Below are 16680 nucleotides of genomic sequence, written 5' to 3' on the forward strand. Positions count from 1 at the left end.
GGGAGATCCCCGTCGATGGACGAGAGCCCGACCCCCGACTTCCGCCAGAGCATCGCCGAGACCGCAGCCAATATCCTGCTCGAGATCGAAGCCGTGCATATCCGCCCGGAAGAACCTTTCACCTTCACCTCCGGCCGCCTCAGCCCGGTCTATGTCGATTGCCGCAAGATCATCTCCTTCCCGCGCGCACGAAAGAAGCTGATGGAGATGGGCGTCGAGCTGCTGGCCCAGAGAGCCGGTTTCGAGCAGTTCGACGCGGTCGCCGGCGGCGAGACGGCGGGCATTCCGTTCGCCGCCTGGATCGCCGATCTGCTCGGCCTGCCGATGCTCTATATCCGCAAGAAGCCGAAGGGCTTCGGGCGCAACGCGCGGATTGAAGGCAGTTTCGAGGACGGCGCCCGCATTCTTCTGGTCGAGGATCTCGCGACGGACGGCGGCTCCAAGCTCTCCTTCATCGACGCGATCCGCGAGGCCGGCGGCGAGGTCGCGCACTGCTTCGTCGTCTTCCACTACGGCAATTTCCCGGAGAGCACGGCCTCGATGAAGGAAAAGGGCGTGGACCTGCACGGGCTTTGCACCTGGTGGGACGTTCTCGCCGCGGCCGAGAAGCGCGGCTTCACGCAGGCGCAGCTTGCCGAGGTGCGGCAGTTCCTGCGCGACCCGGACGGCTGGGCCGCGTCCCGCGAGACCATCGAAACCTGATTCAATCAAGGAAGAGCAAGGCACCGGGAGGGCCGATATGCTGAAGATCCTGGGACGGAACAATTCGAGCAACGTGCAAAAAGTGACCTGGCTTTGCGGCGAACTTTCGATCCCCAACGAGCGTGAGGATTTCGGCGGCGCCTTTGCCAATACGAAGGACGAGTATTACCTCTCCCTCAACCCGAACTCCCGGGTGCCGACCATCATCGCGGACGATTTCGTGCTCTGGGAGTCGAACGCGATCGTCCGATATCTCTGCAACAAGTACTCGAAAGGCGATATGGCGCCCGCCGATCCGCGCGATTATGCCGATGCTGACCGCTGGATGGACTGGAAGCACACGACGCTTCTGCCGCTTATCACGCCGATCTTTTGGGGCCTGGTGCGAACCCCGGAAGCCGAGCGCGACCATGCCGCGATCGACACCGCGCGCAAGGCTATGATCGACATTCTCTGGATCCTGGAAAAGCGTCTCACCGGCCGCGACTACATGATGGGCGACAGGCTGACCATGGCGGACATCCCCCTCGGCATGAACATCTACCGCTGGCTGACCCTGGTCGAGGATCGCCCGGCGATGCCGGCGCTGGAAGCCTGGTACGGCCGCATCGCGGCCCGCCCCGCCTTCAAGCAGCACGTTCTCGACATTCCGCTGACCTGATACGGCCGCGGCGCTGGAAAAGACCCGCGCCGCTTCTTATCCTCAAAGGGATCCGTTTCGAAAAAAGAGGTGAGCCAGATGCGGCGCCCGACCCGACTGTTCGTCCTCTGGCTGCTCCTCCTGACCGCGTCGCTCTCGCTTTACCGTCCCGCCGAGGCGCGCGAGCAGCTCGTCATCGGCATGACGCAGTTTCCGTCGACCCTGAACCCGATGATCGACGCGATGCTGGTGAAGACCTACGTGCTCGGCATGGCGCAGCGGCAGATTGCGATCTTCGGCCATGACTGGGAGCCGGTCTGCATCTGGTGCACCGAATTGCCGACCTTCGAGAACGGCCGCGCGAAACGTTTTCCTGTGCTCGATGCGGACGGGAAGCCGGCCGGCAAGGAAGGCGTGCGTACGACCTACACCATCAAGCCGGGCGCCTTCTGGGGCGACGGCACGCCGATCACGACGGAAGACGTGCTTTTCAGTTGGGAAGTCGGGCGTCATCCGGAGACCGGGGTCTCGGATCTCAACTCCTACCAGGAAATCGTCGATATCGAGGTGGAGGACGAGCGCACCTTCACGATCGTGCGCAACAAGATCGACTACCGCTACAACACGCCCGGCGATTTCAATCTCCTGCCGGCGCATCTGGAGCGGGACGCCTTCGCCGTTCCGCGCGATTACAAGACCCGCACGCTCTACAAGACCGCACCCGCGACACCCGGGCTCTATAACGGCCCCTACCGGGTCTCGGAACTCAGCGAGGGCGCGTATATCGTGCTGGTCCGCAACGAACATTGGCAAGGCAAGCCCCCCGCCTTCGAGCGCATCGTGGTGAAAACAATCGAGAAGACGGCCGCGCTGGAAGCCAACCTGCTGTCCGGTGCCATCGATTACATCGCCGGCGAAGCGGGCCTGACGCTGGACCAGGCACTCGGCTTCGAGAAGCGGCACAGCGAAACCTTCGACTTCATCTACAAGCCCGGCCTGATCTACGAACATATCGAGTTCAATCTCGATAATCCGATCCTGGCGGATGTAAGGGTCCGCCGTGCATTGCTGCACGCGATCGACCGGCAGGCGATCTCCGATCGGCTCTTCGCCGGCAACCAGCCGGTCGCGCATGGCGCCGTCAATCCGCTCGACTGGGCCTACCACAAGGACCTGCCGACCTATCCGTTCGATCCGGACCGCGCGGCCGCACTGCTGGACGAGGCGGGCTGGAGCAAGATCGAGGACGGCATCCGCCACAGGCCGGACGGTACACGGCTCAGCCTCGAGATCATGACCACCTCCGGAAACCGCATCCGCGAACTGGTGGAGCAGGTGCTGCAGAATTTCTGGAAGCAGGTCGGCGTCGAGGTGACGATCCGCAACGAACCGGCCCGGGTCTTCTTCGGCGAGACGGTGCGCAAGCGCGCATTCCCCGCGATGGCGATGTTCGCGTGGCTCTCCGCGCCGGAATCTCTGCCGAAGACCACGCTCTACTCCACCTCGGTCCCGACCGAGGCGAACAACTGGTCGGGACAGAACGCGACCGGTTACAGGAACGCCGAGATGGACCGGCTGATCGACGCCATCGAGGTCGAGCTCGACCGGGAGAAGCGCCGCGCGCTCTGGGCAGAACAGCAGACCCTCTATGCGACCGACCTGCCGGTGCTCCCGCTCTACTTCCGCTCCAACGCCTACATCCTTCCGAAATGGCTGAAGGGGCTGCGCCCGACCGGGCATAAATACAGCTCCACCTACTGGATCGAGCAGTGGCGCGACAGCTCGGACGCGAACTGACCGGCGCATGACTGCGTTCCTCATCCGCCGCCTCGGCCAGGCGCTGCTCGTGCTCTGGCTCATGTCCTTCGTGACATACGGGCTGCTGGTCTTGATGCCGGGCGATCCGGTCGACCTGATGCTGGCGGGCGATCCGAACGTGACCGCGGCCGACGTGACGCGGCTGAGAGCCCTCCATGGGCTCGACCGCCCGTTCATAGAGCGCTACGGCGAGTGGCTCGGCAACGCCGTGCAGGGAGATTTCGGCTATTCCCGCCTCTTTGCCGCACCGGTCACCGACATCCTTGCGCCGCGCCTGTTGAACTCGCTTCTGCTGATGGGGCTGGCCTTCGCGCTCGCCGTCGCCATCGCCCTGCCGGCCTCCGTGCTCGCTGCGAGGCATCCGGGCAGTCTGGCCGACCGTGCGATCAACCTCTTCTGCTTCGCCGGCATCTCCGTGCCGCCCTTCTGGCTCGCCCTGCTGCTGATCCTGCTCTTCGCGGTCGCGCTGGGGCTTTTCCCGGCGAGCGGCATGGCGACGATCGGCGACGGCGGGCTCGCCGACCGAGCGGCGCATCTCGTGCTCCCCGTCCTCACGCTGGCCGCCGCCAGCGTCGCGCAATATACCCGGCACGGCCGGGCGGCCATGGTGGAAGTGCTGCGCGAGGACTATATCCGCACCGCCCGCGCCAAGGGCGCCCGCGAGCGCACGATCCTCTGGCGTCACGGCTTCCGCAACGCGCTGATCCCGCTGGTCACCATCATGGCACTCGATTTCGGCGCGCTCTTTTCCGGCGCTCTGATCACCGAGACCATGTTCGCCTATCTCGGCATAGGCAAGACGATCTACGACGCGGTGATGGGGAACGATTTCAACCTCGCCCTCGTCGGCCTGCTGCTCGCCACCGCCGTCACGCTCGCGGCCAATATCGCAGCCGACGTCGCCTACGGCCTGATCGACCCGCGCATCCGGCTCACGGGAAGGAAGTCGGCATGAGCGACGAATATTTCCTCCCGCTCCGCCGGCGCGGCCCGCTCGCACGTCTCCGGGCGAACGGCGCCGCCGCACTCAGCCTCACCTTCCTCATCCTGCTCCTGCTCGCCTGTTTCTCGGCACCGCTGATCGGCGCAGCGCTCGGCCTCGACGCCACAACGCCGGACCTGTTCAGCATCTCCGCACCGCCGTCGGCCGCGCATCCGCTCGGCACCGACGAAATCGGCCGCGACCTGCTGTTGCGCCTGCTGGAAGGTGGCCGGGTCTCGCTTACGGTCGGCATCGCCGCAGCGCTCAGCGCGAGCGCCATCGGCACCCTGCTCGGCCTGCTGGCGGGCTGGCGCGGCGGCATTCTCGACGCAATTCTGATGCGGCTCGCGGACGGGGTGATATCGCTGCCGCTTCTGCCGCTGCTGATCGTGCTCGCCGCGGTGGACCCGGAGAAAGCCGGGGTGCCGGCCTCCCTCGTCCATTCGGAGAGCTTCAGCCTCTACCGGATCGTACTGATCATCGCGCTGGTCGGCTGGACCACGACGGCGCGTCTGGTGCGCGGATCCGTGCTGAGCCTGCGCGAGCGGGATTTCATCGAAGCCGCCCGCGCGCAGGGGCTGCCGCCGTCCCGCATCCTCTTCCGACACCTGCTGCCGAACGCCGCATCGCCGATCCTGGTCGCGGCCACGCTCACCATCGGCAACGTGATCCTGTTCGAGAGCGTGCTGAGCTTCCTCGGTCTCGGCGTACAGCCGCCGATTCCGAGCTGGGGCAACATGCTGACCGGTGCACAAGAGCTGATCGCCGGCGCGCCGATGCTCGCCATCTGGCCCGGCCTGCTCATCTTCGCCGCCGTGATCGCCTTCAATTTCCTCGGCGACGGGCTGCAGGAGGCGCTGGATCCCCGGGCCGGGCAAAGACGAACCCGATGAAACATCGCGCCGCATTGACGCCCCCGAAGGCGCTCTCTAGCTTCACAGCCATGACCCGCTTGCGCGCTCTCACCCTCATGCTGCTCTTCACCGCCACGCTCGGCCTTGCCGCCTGCGAGGAAGAGCAGCCTACCGTGGTCAACCGGCGCGACGCCAAGCCGCCGACCGGACAGGGTCAAACCGGTGAAGTCTGCGTGCTGGTGCGGAACCGCACGCCCTTCACCATCACCGGCCGGGTGCAGTTGAAGACGCGCGAGCGCACCAGCTTCCGGATCGCCCGCAACGGGCGGAACAAGATCTGTCTGGTCGGGACTTTGTTCGGCGGCGACACGGTCTCGCTGGTCGTGACCAACTTCATGACCCTGCCGCTCTTCTCCTGCTATGTGCGCTTCGATCAGTCGATCGACATCTATGCCCGCCCGCATCCCGACGGGGGCTGGCTCTACAACGCGCCCTGTTCGTAAGGAAGCGGGCCGAAGCGACCCGGCCCCGACCAAGAAAATTCAGGAAACCAGTTCCGGCTGCAACGTCTTCACGTGCCGGCGTACCGCCTGGATCACCGGCAGGCCGCCCAAGGCCATGACATCGACCGGGGCCTTGCCGCGGAACGGGCCGTTGGCATTGCCGGTGGTGACCCAGCAATCCGCCTCGTCCTCGTCCAGCGCCTCCTTCATATCGCGATAGAGCGCGACCAGGGAGGATGTCCGCTCGAGCTGATCGACGGAGAGAACGCCCTGCCAACTGCCGTCGCTCATCGCCGCCCAAGTGCCTTCATCGACGTTCATGAGCTTAGCCGCGGTCTTCGCGGGGACCTGCCAGAGATCGAACAAACCCGCGATGGTCCTGACCGCCACCGGTGTCAGTTCCTTGCGCTCTTTCACCCGTTGGAAACGGCCCGCCGACTGGCTGTCACCACCTGACATATTTCTGGTTGTCTCCATCTGAATGGCACCTTGCCTTTTCTGACGCCCGACCTCCCGTCGGAAGGCGCCAAAACACGATATGCCGGTCTTTTCCGATCATTCATTTTTTATCGCGAATTTTAGACTAACGGCGTAACCACCTATTTGAAAGAGAATAATATTTAGCACTTCAGCTACATTTTAACTGATATGCCTTATCTAAAATTCTTAGCTTTTTTTCTTAAATGATTGATTTTTATGAAATGGAGATCTGAACAATAATCCGGTCTCGATCAACGGTCCTTTGGCGCGGAAAGCCGGTCGAGCCGCAGCCGGTCGTGGCTGTCCGTCAAGCGCCGCTGAACGGCGAAAACCACTACCGTCACACCGATTGCCGTCGCGCCGGCGATGAGGAACATCACCAATAGTTGATATTTGACGGCTTCGACGGGATCGATCCCGGCCAGAATCTGACCGGTCATCATGCCCGGCAGGTAGACCAGCCCCGTCGCCGCCATTGAATTCACGGTCGGCGTCAGCGCGGTGCGGAGCGCAGAGCGGGTCATCGGCAGCACGGCCTGCCGGAACGACCGGCCGAGCGCGAGCTGCGCCTCGACCCCCGCCTTGCCATCCACCAGCGCCATGGTGATCGCCCGGATGGCGAGCGCGACGCCGGTCATGCAGTTGCCAAGCACCATGCCAAGCAAAGGCAGCAGATAGCGTGGGTGGTACCAAGGATCGGCCGTGACCTGCGTCGTCAGCGCGAAGCCGAGCATCAGCAGGGCGGCGAAAGACATCGCTCCGGCACCGAGGCCATATCCCCAGAAGCCTTTCAGCTTCCGGTCCTGCCGCGCCATCGCTTCGTATCCGGCAAAACCGAGCATGGTGGCGACGGCGAGACCGGTCCAGAACGGCGAGACCGTAGTCAGCAGAAAGTCGAGAATCAGCCCGATGAGCAGCAATTGCACCACCATGCGCACCGACGCGATGGCCAGGCTGCGGGCGAGGCCGAGTTCGAAGGCGATCGAGACGGCACCGTTGATCAGAAGCAGCAACGCCGCGAGCGCGAGATCCGCATAAGAGAGCGCCTCATAGGTCACGATGCCGCCTCTTCGACAAGCAGGCCGTCCTCCAGCCGGAAGCCCCGCGCCCCGACACGGGCGAACTGACTGCTATCGTGGGTGACGAATAGGCAGCAGCCCCCGGCAGCGCAATGCTCTGAGACCAGCCTCTCGACCGTTTCCGTCGCCGCATCGTCCAGCGCCGCCGTCGGCTCGTCCAGCAGGAGGCAACGAGGTTTGTTCTCGAGCAGCCGGATCAGCCCCAGCCGCTGCCGCTCTCCGGTCGAGAGCCGGGCAACGGACCAGTCGCCCGCCTCGGGGTCGAGACCGAGGCGCTCGGCAAACTCCCGGCAGGCGGACCAATCGCCGAAATGGGCAGCAACTCCGTCGGCCCACCAGCCGGGCTCGGCCGGCAGATAACCCACTTGCCGCCGCCAATCGGGTGCGGGCATTGACCCGCGATCGTTTCCTTCGAGAGCAACGCTTCCGCCGGCCGGATCGAGATCGGCAATGGCACGAAGCAACAGGGACTTTCCGGAACCGGAGCGACCGCGCAGAGCGACGCAGGTGCCGGCTGCGACGTCCAGATCGACTGGTCCGACGTGGAGGCTGGTGAGCCCCCGGATCTCAAGCACCTGCCACTCCGTCCGAACTGCAGCAGCCGTCTCCGAGCTGTATCGGGGGACAGGGGACGGTTCCATAGGAACAGAAGACGCAACAATCTCCCGGCTTCGGCTTCAGCAAAGTCCCACACCCCTTACAATCGTAGAACCACTGGCAGGCATTCAGGGGCATCGCTTCCCGCTCCCGATGCCCGCAATGCGGACAAGTGAGAACCGAATGTGTGACGATCTCTGCCGGATCAACCAACGCCTCTGGTCTCCAATGCGCTACAGCGCGGACAGACCGCCGGGCCGAGAATGCGGCTTGCGGTCAGCTTGCCCGCGGCAGGCGATCCTCGACGAGCTGGCTCCAGTAGCTTGCGCCCCAGGGCAGGGCCTCGTCGTTGAAGTCATAGCCGGCATTGTGCAGCATCTTGCCCTCGCCGCCGCCGCCATTGCCCATCCAGATATAACAGCCCGGCTTCTTCTCGAGCATAAAGGCGAAATCCTCACCTCCCATGCTCGGGGTCGGGTCGCGGACAACCTTCTCGCCGCCAACGAGGCGCTCGGCGACCTCGGCCGCCATCGCGCTCTCGGCATCGGAATTCACGGTCGGCGGATAGCGCTTCTCGTAGCGCAGCTCCGCGGTCGCGCCGAAGCCCGCGCAGACGCCATCGATGATCTGCTTCATTTTCGGCTCGATCATGTCGCGCACTTCCGGTCGGAAGGAGCGGGTCGTGCCGGCGAGCTGCACCATGCCCGGGATGACATTGTAGGCGTCGCCGCCATGGATCTTGGTGACGGAGACCACGACCGCGTCCATCGGGTCGACATTGCGGCTGGCGATACTCTGCAGCGCCGTCACCACCTGGGCGGAGACCAGGATCGGGTCGATGCCGAGATGCGGCATCGCGCCGTGGCCGCCGACGCCCTTGATGTCGAGCTCGAACATGTCGTAGGCGGCCATCATCGGCCCCGGACGGACCGCGACGGTGCCGACCGGCATGCCCGGCCAGTTATGCATGCCCCATACGCTGTCGACCGGGAACTTGTCGAACAAGCCTTCCTCGACCATCACCCGGCCGCCACCCTCGTTCTCTTCGGCCGGCTGGAAGATGAACTGTACGGTGCCGGAAAAATTGCGGGTCTCGGCGAGGTATTTCGCCGCGCCGAGCAGCATCGTGGTGTGTCCGTCATGGCCGCAGGCGTGCATCTTGCCCGGGTTTTCCGAGGCGTATTCGGCACCGGTCTGCTCTGTGATGTCGAGCGCATCGATATCGGCGCGGAGCCCGATCGCCCCGCCCTCTCCGTTGCCCTTCAGCGTGCCCACCACGCCGGTGCCGGCGAGCCCTCGGTGCACCTCGATACCGAAGCTTTCCAGCTTCTCGGCGATGAAATTGCTGGTCCAGTGTTCCTCGAAGGCGGTTTCCGGATGGCGGTGCAGTTCGCGCCGCCACGCGGTCATCTCCTCGTGAAACTCGGCGATCCGGTTGTAGATGGGCATCGGAAGACTTCCTGTACGAGACCTACTCAGAAGGCCGCGTTGGCGGCCGAGGTGAAGCGGAGGACATTGTCCGCCGGGTTGTGGGTCTCGTGCACGCCATCGTCTGTCTTGATGCGGGCCGGGACACCGTTCTTGATCACCATACGGTGGTTCGTCCGATCCGCAACCCGGTCGATATCGGCGATCGGATCGCCGTCGACGATCAGCAGGTCCGCATGCATGCCTTCGGCGACAATGCCGCGGCCCTCCAGCCCCATCAGATCGATGCCGTTCCGGGTCGAGAAAACGATCGCGTCCATCGGCTTGATGCCGATCTCGGTCATGTAGCGAAGCTCGAGCGCGTTTTCGCCGTGCAGGTTGAAGGGCGTGCCGGCATCGGTGCCCATGGCGATCTTGCCGCCCGCCTCGTAAAACATCCTGATCGACTGGATATGCCGCTCCTGCACCCGGACCGCTTTCTCGACCGCCTGCGCCGGGACGCCGTTGTCCCGGTTGGCGACGATATTGCGGACCGCCGCCAGCGTCGGCACGAGATAGGTCCCGGCGTCCAGCATCTCCTTCAGGCACTCGTCGTCCATGAAGATCCCGTGCTCGATGGAGGCGACACCGGCGCGGACCGCATTCAGAATGCCGAGACTGCCCTGCGCGTGGCTCGCGGTGCGCTTGCGGAACCGCAGTCCCTCGGCGACGCCCGCCGCCATCTCCTCTGCGGTGAAGTGCGCATCCTCGGGGCTGACGCCCGGGGTCATGACGCCGCCGGTCGCCATCATCTTGATCAGGTCGGCCCCTGCGTGGATCTGCTCGCGCACGGCCTTGATCACCTCGTCCGCGCCGTCCGCGATGCGGCCGTTGCGGTTGCCGTGGCCGCCGGTCATGCAGATCACCTTGCCGGAACAGAGAATGCTCGGACCGATCTGCACGCCGCTGTTGCAGGCGTCCCGCACGGCGAGTTCGAGGTAATCCTTGCCGCCGCAATCGCGCAGCGCCGTGATCCCGCTCATGAGCGATTGCTGGGCATGCTTGAAGGCCGCCATGGTGACCTGGCCCGGCGTCATGGACGCCTGCGCGGCGGCGGGGTTGCCCTCGCCCCCCATGGTCAAATGCACATGGCAATCGACCAGGCCCGGCAGCAGCGTGCCGCCCGTGAAATCGACACGGAACCCGGTGAAGCCCTGGAAACGGTCCAGCGGCGCCAGTTCGGCGATCCGCCCGTCCCTTACCATCACCCCATGAGCTTCGAGCGTGGCGCCGCTTCCGTCGAGAATGGTGCCGCCTTCGTAAAGGGTTTCTTCGGTCATCAGATATCCTTGGCCGGGCGCGCGAGCGCCCGCGTTGTTCTGCGTCGTATTTAAATATGAACTACGGAAGGCAGGTCGGCCAGAGCCGCATCGATCCGTGCCCCATTCAACACCGGAGACTGGGCGCCGGGCAAGGTACAGATTATACCGCTGGCGACTGTGGCGCGGCACACAGAATCCGGAAGGTTTTCCCCACGGTCGAGCGCTGCCGCCAGCGTGCCGCAGAAGGCGTCTCCGGCGCCGACCGTATCGAGCGGATGGATCGGCAGGGCCGGAACCTGAAAGCAGCCGTCTTCATGGGCGACGACGACACCCTCCGCCCCGATGGTGACGATCCCGGTGCCGCGGCAGAGCCCGGCAAGACCGCGTGCGAGATCCGCATTCTCCAGGCCGGACGTATTGCCAAGAAGGCCCATCGCCTCCTCCTCGTTGGCGATGAGGATATCGACATCCCGCAGAGCCTCTCGCGAGAGCGGACCGAGCGGCGCGTCATTCAGGATCACCCGGCAACCTTTTGCCCGGGCGCGCCGGATTGCATCCTCCGTGTCCGACTGCGGCAGCTCCATCTGCAGAAGCAGTGTCGTCTCCGATCCGAGAAGGCTGTCCGCAAGCCAATCCGACGAGACTTTCATATTCGCCCCGCTGGCCACCAAAATCTGATTCTCGCCGCTCTCCTCGACCGAGATCACCGCAGTGCCGGTGACCGCATCCACCGCATGGACATGTTCGGTATCGACGCCGGCAGCATGCAGCGCCTCCAGGCACGGCGCCGCGTTGGTGTCCTGTCCGACGGCACCGACGAAACGCACCTCGGCCCCGTCTCGCGCGGCGGCAGCCGCCTGATTCGCGCCTTTGCCGCCGGGGCAGAAACTGTAGCCGTCGGTCAGCACGGTCTCGCCAGGCCGCGGCAATTTCCGGAATGAAAAGAACAGGTCGGCGTTTATGGACCCGAAGACGACGATCATGATCTGCTTTCGCCCGGCGCTCTGTGATAGTAAGCCCCTCTAGATACGAAAAAACGTCCGGTCAGCACATGATTTATCCCGTCATCCTCTCAGGCGGTTCCGGCACCCGGCTCTGGCCGGTCTCCCGCGCGCTCTATCCGAAGCAGCTTCTGCCGATGCTGAGCGACCGGACCATGCTGCAGGAAACCGCGCTGCGCTTTCCGGAGGGCGCCGGTTACGGACCGCCTGCGGTGATCTGCAATGCTGAGCACCGTTTCGCGGTCGCCGAGCAGATGCAGGACATCGGCGCGAAACCGTCGGCGATCCTGCTGGAACCCGCCGGCCGCAATTCCGCCCCAGCCGCCGCTGTCGCGGCACTGCATATCGCGGACATCGACCCGGATGGGCTCGTTCTTCTACTCGCCTCCGACCACCGGGTCGAACGGCCCGGCGCCTTTCGTGCCGCTGTCGAGACCGGCGCGGTCGCGGCCCGGGCCGGGCGGCTCGTTACCTTCGGAATAACGCCGGACCGGCCGGAGACAGGCTACGGCTATATTCATCGCAATGGCGCGCTCGACGACATGGACGGTTGCTTTGGCATCGAGCGTTTCGTCGAGAAACCCGATCTCGCGACGGCGGAGCAATATCTCGCCGCCGGCGACTATTTCTGGAACAGCGGCACCTTCCTTTTCCGGGCACGCGATTTCCTCGCCGAGCTGAAACGTCTCGCGCCGGACATCCTCGAAGCGGCGAAAGCCGCACTTGAAAAAGGCATCGCTGATCTCGACTTCCACCGCCTCGACGGAGAGGCCTTCGCGAAGGCGCCGTCGATCTCGATCGATTACGCGGTGATGGAGAAGACTTCGCTCGGCGCCATGGTGCCGCTCGATGCGGGATGGTCCGATGTCGGCTCCTGGAGCGCGCTTTGGGCGGTCCAGGACAAGGACGCGGACGGCAATGCCGTGCAGGGCGATGTCTGGCTGCATAAGAGCACGAACAATCTCGTGCGCGCGGAATCCCGGCTGGTCACAGTGATTGGAGCCGAGGATCTGATCGTGGTCGAGTCCCCCGACGCCGTTCTGATCGCCGCGAAAGGTGCGGACCAGGACGTGAAGCTCGCGGTCGAGGCACTGAAGGAAAGCGGCCGCCCGGAGGCGATCAGCCATGCAACGACCCACCGGCCCTGGGGCAGTTACAGGAATATCGACAGCGGCGACGGCTACCAGGTCAAGCGCATCACGGTCTCGCCCGGCGGGCGGCTCTCGCTGCAGAGTCACGCGCACCGGGCAGAGCACTGGACGGTGATTTCCGGCGGCGCACGCGTCACCCGGGGCCCCGCACTTGACCGGCTCGACGTCATGCATCTCGACCCGGACGAGTCGGTCGACATTCCGCTCGGCTGGATCCATCGCCTGGAGAATCCGGGCACGGTCCCGCTCATCATTGTCGAGGTACAGTCGGGCAGCTATCTCGGCGAGGACGATATCGAACGCTACGACGATCAGTACGGACGATGACCGACGGCAATTGGGATGCCCCCGGGTTCGACGCCCCCTTTCGCGCGCGCTTCGAGGAATTGCTGCGCTGGCGCCGCGACGTCCGCGAGTTTCGCACCGAAGCGCTGCCGGACGGCATCGTCGAGAAGCTGGTCGGTTTGGCGGCGCTCGCCCCCTCCGTCGGCTACAGCCAGCCCTGGCGCTTCGTCTCGGTAGAAGACGAAGCGCGCCGCGCGGCGGTCCGGGAGAGTTTCGAGCAAGCGAACCAGGACGCATTGGAAGGCTATGGTGGCGAGCAGAAACAGCTCTATGCCCGGCTGAAACTCGAAGGCCTCGACCGGGCGCCGGCACAGCTCGCGGTCTTCACCGACCACGGGACCGAGCGCGGCCATGGCCTCGGGCGCCAGACAATGCCGGAGATGCTGGACTATTCCACCGTGACGGCGATCCACACCTTCTGGCTCGCCGCCCGGAGCCACGGGATCGGCGTCGGCTGGGTCTCGATCCTGGACCCGGACCGGGTGACGGCGGCGCTCGAGGTGCCACAAGGCTGGCATCTCACCGCCTATCTTTGTGTCGGATATCCCGAAGCGGAGGAAGACAGGCCGAAACTTCAGCAGGTCGGCTGGGAGGAGAAGGCGGCGGAAAGCCGCGCGCTTCTCAAGCGCTGAGGCCCTCTGCCGCCACGGGCATTTCCGGTTTCCGTCAAAGATCCTTGATCAGAAGCAGGTAATGCTTCGAGTCCGTCTCCCAGCCATCCTTCGCGATCAAGCGATGTTCGGTCTCCCGAAAGCCTTGCTTGCGATAGAGACGGATCGCGCGTTCGTTCAGGTCGGTCACGATGATGCTCATCCGCCGGAACCCGGCGGCACGCGCCTGACGCGCCGCCTCTTCCAGCAGCGCCGTGGCGAAACCGCGCCGCTGGAAACCGTCGTAGGTTGCCAGCACATTGACGTACCAGGTATTGAGCGCCGCATTCTCAAGTTCGATCAGCGGAACGAACAGGGCCGGCGTATCGCGGTCGATCGCCTCCGGTGCACCGCCGATCGGATAACCGACCAGAGCGCCCGCGATATCCTTGCCGGACATCGCGATCGTCGCGTTCCGGTAGGAGAAAGAGCCTTCCTCGCGCCGGGCTCGGCGCTGGCCGACATCCCAGACGCTTTCGCCTTCCTCGGCCATGCCTTGCCAGATATGGAGCGGCAGCCCCTCTCCGGCGAGATTGATGAGCTGCGCGAGCGCCCGCGCATCGTCTTTCCCGGCGCGTCGTAAATAGCGGATCTGTTCCTTCATGGTTCGGTTTCCTTCACTGCTGCTTCCGTTTGAAACGGCGCGGAGCATCAGGGAAAGCCTGCCTGCGGTATAGTGAACGCACCGTACAGTCGCGCCGTCCGGTTCCAGCTTGTGATTTCAATCACTTACAAACATGCCGCGCACGGGTTTGCCTCCCGCCGCGTCATAGCCGTACTTTCGGTACAGTAAATTCGGGAGCGCATCGGATGCGAAAGGGTGAAGCGACACGCGAAAGGCTGATGGATATCGCCGAGACGGCGATCCTCGCCAAAGGGTTCGCGGCGACCTCCATCGAGGAGATCATCGCCGAGGCGCAGATCACCAAAAGCGGCTTCTTCTATCATTTCAAGGACAAGAATGAACTCGCCCGGGCCCTTCTGAAACGCTACGTGGCACGCGAGGACGCTCTTTTCGACAAGCTCTTCGCCAAGGCAGCGGACCTGCATGACGATCCGCTGCATATTTTTCTGATCAGCCTGAAGCTGCTCGCAGACATGATGGCGGATCTGCCGAACGCGCATCCGGGTTGCCTGATCGCCTCCTACTGCTATCACGAGCGGCTGTTCGACGCCGAGGTGAAGGAGCTCAACAGGCAGGCCGTGCTCAAGTGGCGCCACCGCTTTGCCGAGGCTTTCGAGACGATCAGCAAACACTACCCGCCGCGCGACGCCGTCAGCACCGACGCCCTTGCGGACATGGTCTCTAACACTGTCGAAGGCGCGATCATCATGTCGAAAGCCCTGAACGAGCCCAAAGTGTTGGCGGAGCAGATCCTGCTGCTTCGGTCCTATGTGAAACTTCTGTTCCAGCCTCTCCCGGCCTGAGATCAGTCGCGCGTCCGGAACCGGCCTGACTGGATCACGAAAATCGCCGCCAGCGGAACAATCACCGTCAGCGCCGCTACGACGATCAAAAGCATGCCGAGTTCGCTATAATCGGCAGGCACCGTGATTTCACCCGTGGTCCGGTCCTTCACTTCCCGGGTGACCAGGAAGATCTCGTTCACATATTTCGTGCCCATCGCCCGTGCCGAAAGCGCCAGGTTCACGAAGGACGCCATCACCGCGAAAAAAGTTGCCTTCAAGTGTGACGGCGCATTGCGGGCGATCCAAGCCAGCATCGGGATCATGGAGACCTGGGCCAGCGGTGACTCGATCGCGGTGTCGAGGATGGCAATGAACCGCGCATCGACGACACCGCCTGTAAGCGGCGCGGTCCATTCGTGAAGGCCGTAATACAGCCCGATATTCGGCAGCGAGAGAACGCCGGCGAAGACCGTCAGCAGGGCAACGATATAAGCGATCGAGCGGCTCGCCATCAGCGGCCGCAGAACCACCATGCCGACCAGCGCCAGCGCGGCGCTGATCAGGGTCAGCACGGAGATGAACTGCTGGTCGAAACCGAGCATGTCGATCTCGAACCAGGTCGCCCCGGGGCCCGGCCCCGGCACCGCCCTGAAGAAGAAAACGATCGTCGAAGTCCCGATAAGGGCAAGCCTTTGCGCCGGCGCCAGTTCCGGAAGCAGCCGAGAGATCAGGAAACAGACGATCGCCATGGAGCCGGCGAACACGATCTCCTGGGAATAGGCGAGACCGCTGAGGCCGATGGAGACGGTGAAGACACCGAAGGCGAGACTGCCGCCGAAGATCCACCAGTTCGGCGTCGCCTCGCCGTCCGGCCGGAACAGCATGGCATCCACTTCGTGCGGGTCGACGCCTGCTGCCACAAGCTCCTTCGCCCGCCGGCGCAGCATGCCCCCCCCGAGAATGACCCCGGCGATGGAGATCGCGGGAACGGCGAGGGCGATCAGGTGGATATCGGCATAGATCACCGCCTTCTCCGACTCGCTCATCAGCTCGACGCCGTCGAACATGGTGATATTGATGACCGCTACCAGCGCAATGCCGCCGATAAGCGCAAAACGGCCGAGCATCTGCATCGTCGTGTGCATCGCCTTGATCTCGTCCTCGGCGAAAGGCTCGCCATCCTCGTCGAGGGCGGGTACGGCCTCGACCGTCATGGCGTCGGCGACGGCGTCCTGCAGAACGAACCCCATGGGCGCAAGCAGGGTGCTGATCACGAACCAGACGGTGGCCGGAAATATGGCGGTCATCGCCACCGTATGCGCGATCAGGCCGTACATGATCAGCAGGCTCGCCGCGATCAGCGCGGCGCCGAGATAGACCAGAGAGCCTTTCCATTTCCAGATGATGTCGACCAGATGGCCGACCGGCATCTTGAGTGCCCAGGGAATACCCGCCCAAAATCCGAGCCCCGCGAGGAACGCCGCCGACAGATCCAGATACTCCTTCACGAAGAAGGTGCCGACGATCGAGGTCAATCCGGAGATGCCGTAGGCAAGATAAACCATCAGCGGCGGCAGGTAGGACCAGCGCATCTGTTCGATCAGACCGGCGAAGGTCTCGTGCAGCCAGCCCGTACGTGAAGTGATCGTCATCGTCCCTCCTGCCCGTCCGGGACGCAGCGGGCCAACGCCGCCCCCGCATACGCCGATTGAAGAATGAAGCCCGTCAAACCAACCGCC

The 16680-nt window shown here is 64.2% G+C and carries 18 protein-coding genes; 9 read left to right on the top strand and 9 right to left on the bottom strand.

The window, feature by feature from the left end; all coding sequences use genetic code 11:
• Window positions 1–15: 15 nt before the first annotated feature.
• The 6 genes from NUH88_RS03525 (at window position 16) to NUH88_RS03550 (ending at window position 5499) form a co-directional block, all read left to right on the top strand.
• Window positions 16–702, top strand: a complete 687-nt coding sequence (locus NUH88_RS03525; protein WP_257770003.1) for an orotate phosphoribosyltransferase — start codon at window positions 16–18, stop codon at window positions 700–702.
• Between the two features lie 37 nt (window positions 703–739).
• Window positions 740–1363, top strand: coding sequence for a glutathione S-transferase family protein (locus tag NUH88_RS03530; protein ID WP_257770004.1), 624 nt, complete (start codon window positions 740–742; stop codon window positions 1361–1363).
• A gap of 78 nt (window positions 1364–1441) precedes the next feature.
• Window positions 1442–3139, top strand: coding sequence for a peptide ABC transporter substrate-binding protein (locus NUH88_RS03535; protein ID WP_257770005.1), 1698 nt, complete (start codon window positions 1442–1444; stop codon window positions 3137–3139).
• Window positions 3140–3146: 7 nt separating this feature from the next.
• Window positions 3147–4115, top strand: a complete 969-nt coding sequence (locus tag NUH88_RS03540) for an ABC transporter permease (RefSeq protein ID WP_257770007.1) — start codon at window positions 3147–3149, stop codon at window positions 4113–4115.
• Window positions 4112–5035: an ABC transporter permease gene (locus NUH88_RS03545; RefSeq protein ID WP_257770008.1), complete on the top strand. Its 924-nt coding sequence runs from the start codon at window positions 4112–4114 to the stop codon at window positions 5033–5035. The genes NUH88_RS03540 and NUH88_RS03545 overlap by 4 nt, the downstream gene beginning before the upstream one ends.
• Window positions 5032–5499, top strand: coding sequence for a hypothetical protein (locus NUH88_RS03550; protein WP_257770009.1), 468 nt, complete (start codon window positions 5032–5034; stop codon window positions 5497–5499). Before NUH88_RS03545 ends, NUH88_RS03550 begins: the two co-directional genes overlap by 4 nt.
• A gap of 39 nt (window positions 5500–5538) precedes the next feature.
• On the opposite strand, the gene NUH88_RS03555 is transcribed toward NUH88_RS03550, so the two are convergent.
• From NUH88_RS03555 to NUH88_RS03580, 7 genes are all read right to left on the bottom strand, one after another.
• The gene (locus NUH88_RS03555; RefSeq protein WP_257770010.1) at window positions 5539–5958 is read right to left on the bottom strand and encodes a hypothetical protein; all 420 of its coding nucleotides are present in this window, start codon (window positions 5956–5958) and stop codon (window positions 5539–5541) included.
• A gap of 272 nt (window positions 5959–6230) precedes the next feature.
• Window positions 6231–7037 (bottom strand): ABC transporter permease, encoded by an 807-nt coding sequence (locus tag NUH88_RS03560; RefSeq protein WP_257770011.1) that lies wholly within the window; start codon window positions 7035–7037, stop codon window positions 6231–6233.
• The gene (locus NUH88_RS03565) at window positions 7034–7633 is read right to left on the bottom strand and encodes an ABC transporter ATP-binding protein (protein ID WP_257770012.1); all 600 of its coding nucleotides are present in this window, start codon (window positions 7631–7633) and stop codon (window positions 7034–7036) included. The genes NUH88_RS03560 and NUH88_RS03565 overlap by 4 nt, the downstream gene beginning before the upstream one ends.
• Window positions 7626–7868, bottom strand: coding sequence for a GDCCVxC domain-containing (seleno)protein (locus tag NUH88_RS22250; protein WP_308220088.1), 243 nt, complete (start codon window positions 7866–7868; stop codon window positions 7626–7628). The genes NUH88_RS03565 and NUH88_RS22250 overlap by 8 nt, the downstream gene beginning before the upstream one ends.
• Before the next feature lie 63 nt (window positions 7869–7931).
• The gene (locus tag NUH88_RS03570) at window positions 7932–9104 is read right to left on the bottom strand and encodes a M20 aminoacylase family protein (protein WP_257770013.1); all 1173 of its coding nucleotides are present in this window, start codon (window positions 9102–9104) and stop codon (window positions 7932–7934) included.
• A gap of 26 nt (window positions 9105–9130) precedes the next feature.
• On the bottom strand, window positions 9131–10402 hold the full coding sequence (locus NUH88_RS03575) for a metal-dependent hydrolase family protein (protein ID WP_257770014.1): 1272 nt from the start codon (window positions 10400–10402) through the stop codon (window positions 9131–9133).
• Window positions 10403–10452: 50 nt separating this feature from the next.
• On the bottom strand, window positions 10453–11367 hold the full coding sequence (locus tag NUH88_RS03580) for a ribokinase (RefSeq protein WP_257770015.1): 915 nt from the start codon (window positions 11365–11367) through the stop codon (window positions 10453–10455).
• Window positions 11368–11435: 68 nt separating this feature from the next.
• Here NUH88_RS03580 and NUH88_RS03585 point away from each other — a divergent pair, with 68 nt between their 5' ends.
• Window positions 11436–12863 carry a mannose-1-phosphate guanylyltransferase/mannose-6-phosphate isomerase gene (locus tag NUH88_RS03585; RefSeq protein ID WP_257770016.1) on the top strand — a complete coding sequence of 476 codons (1428 nt, stop codon included), beginning with the start codon at window positions 11436–11438 and terminating at the stop codon, window positions 12861–12863.
• Entirely contained in the window at window positions 12860–13513 is a 654-nt protein-coding gene (gene bluB, locus NUH88_RS03590; RefSeq protein ID WP_257770018.1) for a 5,6-dimethylbenzimidazole synthase, read from the top strand. Before NUH88_RS03585 ends, bluB begins: the two co-directional genes overlap by 4 nt.
• Window positions 13514–13547: 34 nt before the next feature.
• Here bluB and NUH88_RS03595 read toward each other — a convergent pair whose 3' ends face one another.
• Window positions 13548–14135 (bottom strand): GNAT family N-acetyltransferase, encoded by a 588-nt coding sequence (locus NUH88_RS03595; protein ID WP_257770020.1) that lies wholly within the window; start codon window positions 14133–14135, stop codon window positions 13548–13550.
• A 206-nt stretch (window positions 14136–14341) separates the two neighbouring features.
• Between NUH88_RS03595 and NUH88_RS03600 the strand changes: the two genes are divergently transcribed.
• Window positions 14342–14959: a TetR/AcrR family transcriptional regulator gene (locus NUH88_RS03600; RefSeq protein ID WP_257770021.1), complete on the top strand. Its 618-nt coding sequence runs from the start codon at window positions 14342–14344 to the stop codon at window positions 14957–14959.
• 2 nt (window positions 14960–14961) lie between these two features.
• On the opposite strand, the gene NUH88_RS03605 is transcribed toward NUH88_RS03600, so the two are convergent.
• Window positions 14962–16593, bottom strand: a complete 1632-nt coding sequence (locus NUH88_RS03605) for an MFS transporter (RefSeq protein ID WP_257770022.1) — start codon at window positions 16591–16593, stop codon at window positions 14962–14964.
• Between the last annotated feature and the right edge of the window lie 87 nt (window positions 16594–16680).

Source organism: Nisaea acidiphila (genome assembly GCF_024662015.1).
Classification (GTDB): Bacteria; Pseudomonadota; Alphaproteobacteria; order Thalassobaculales; family Thalassobaculaceae; genus Nisaea; species Nisaea acidiphila.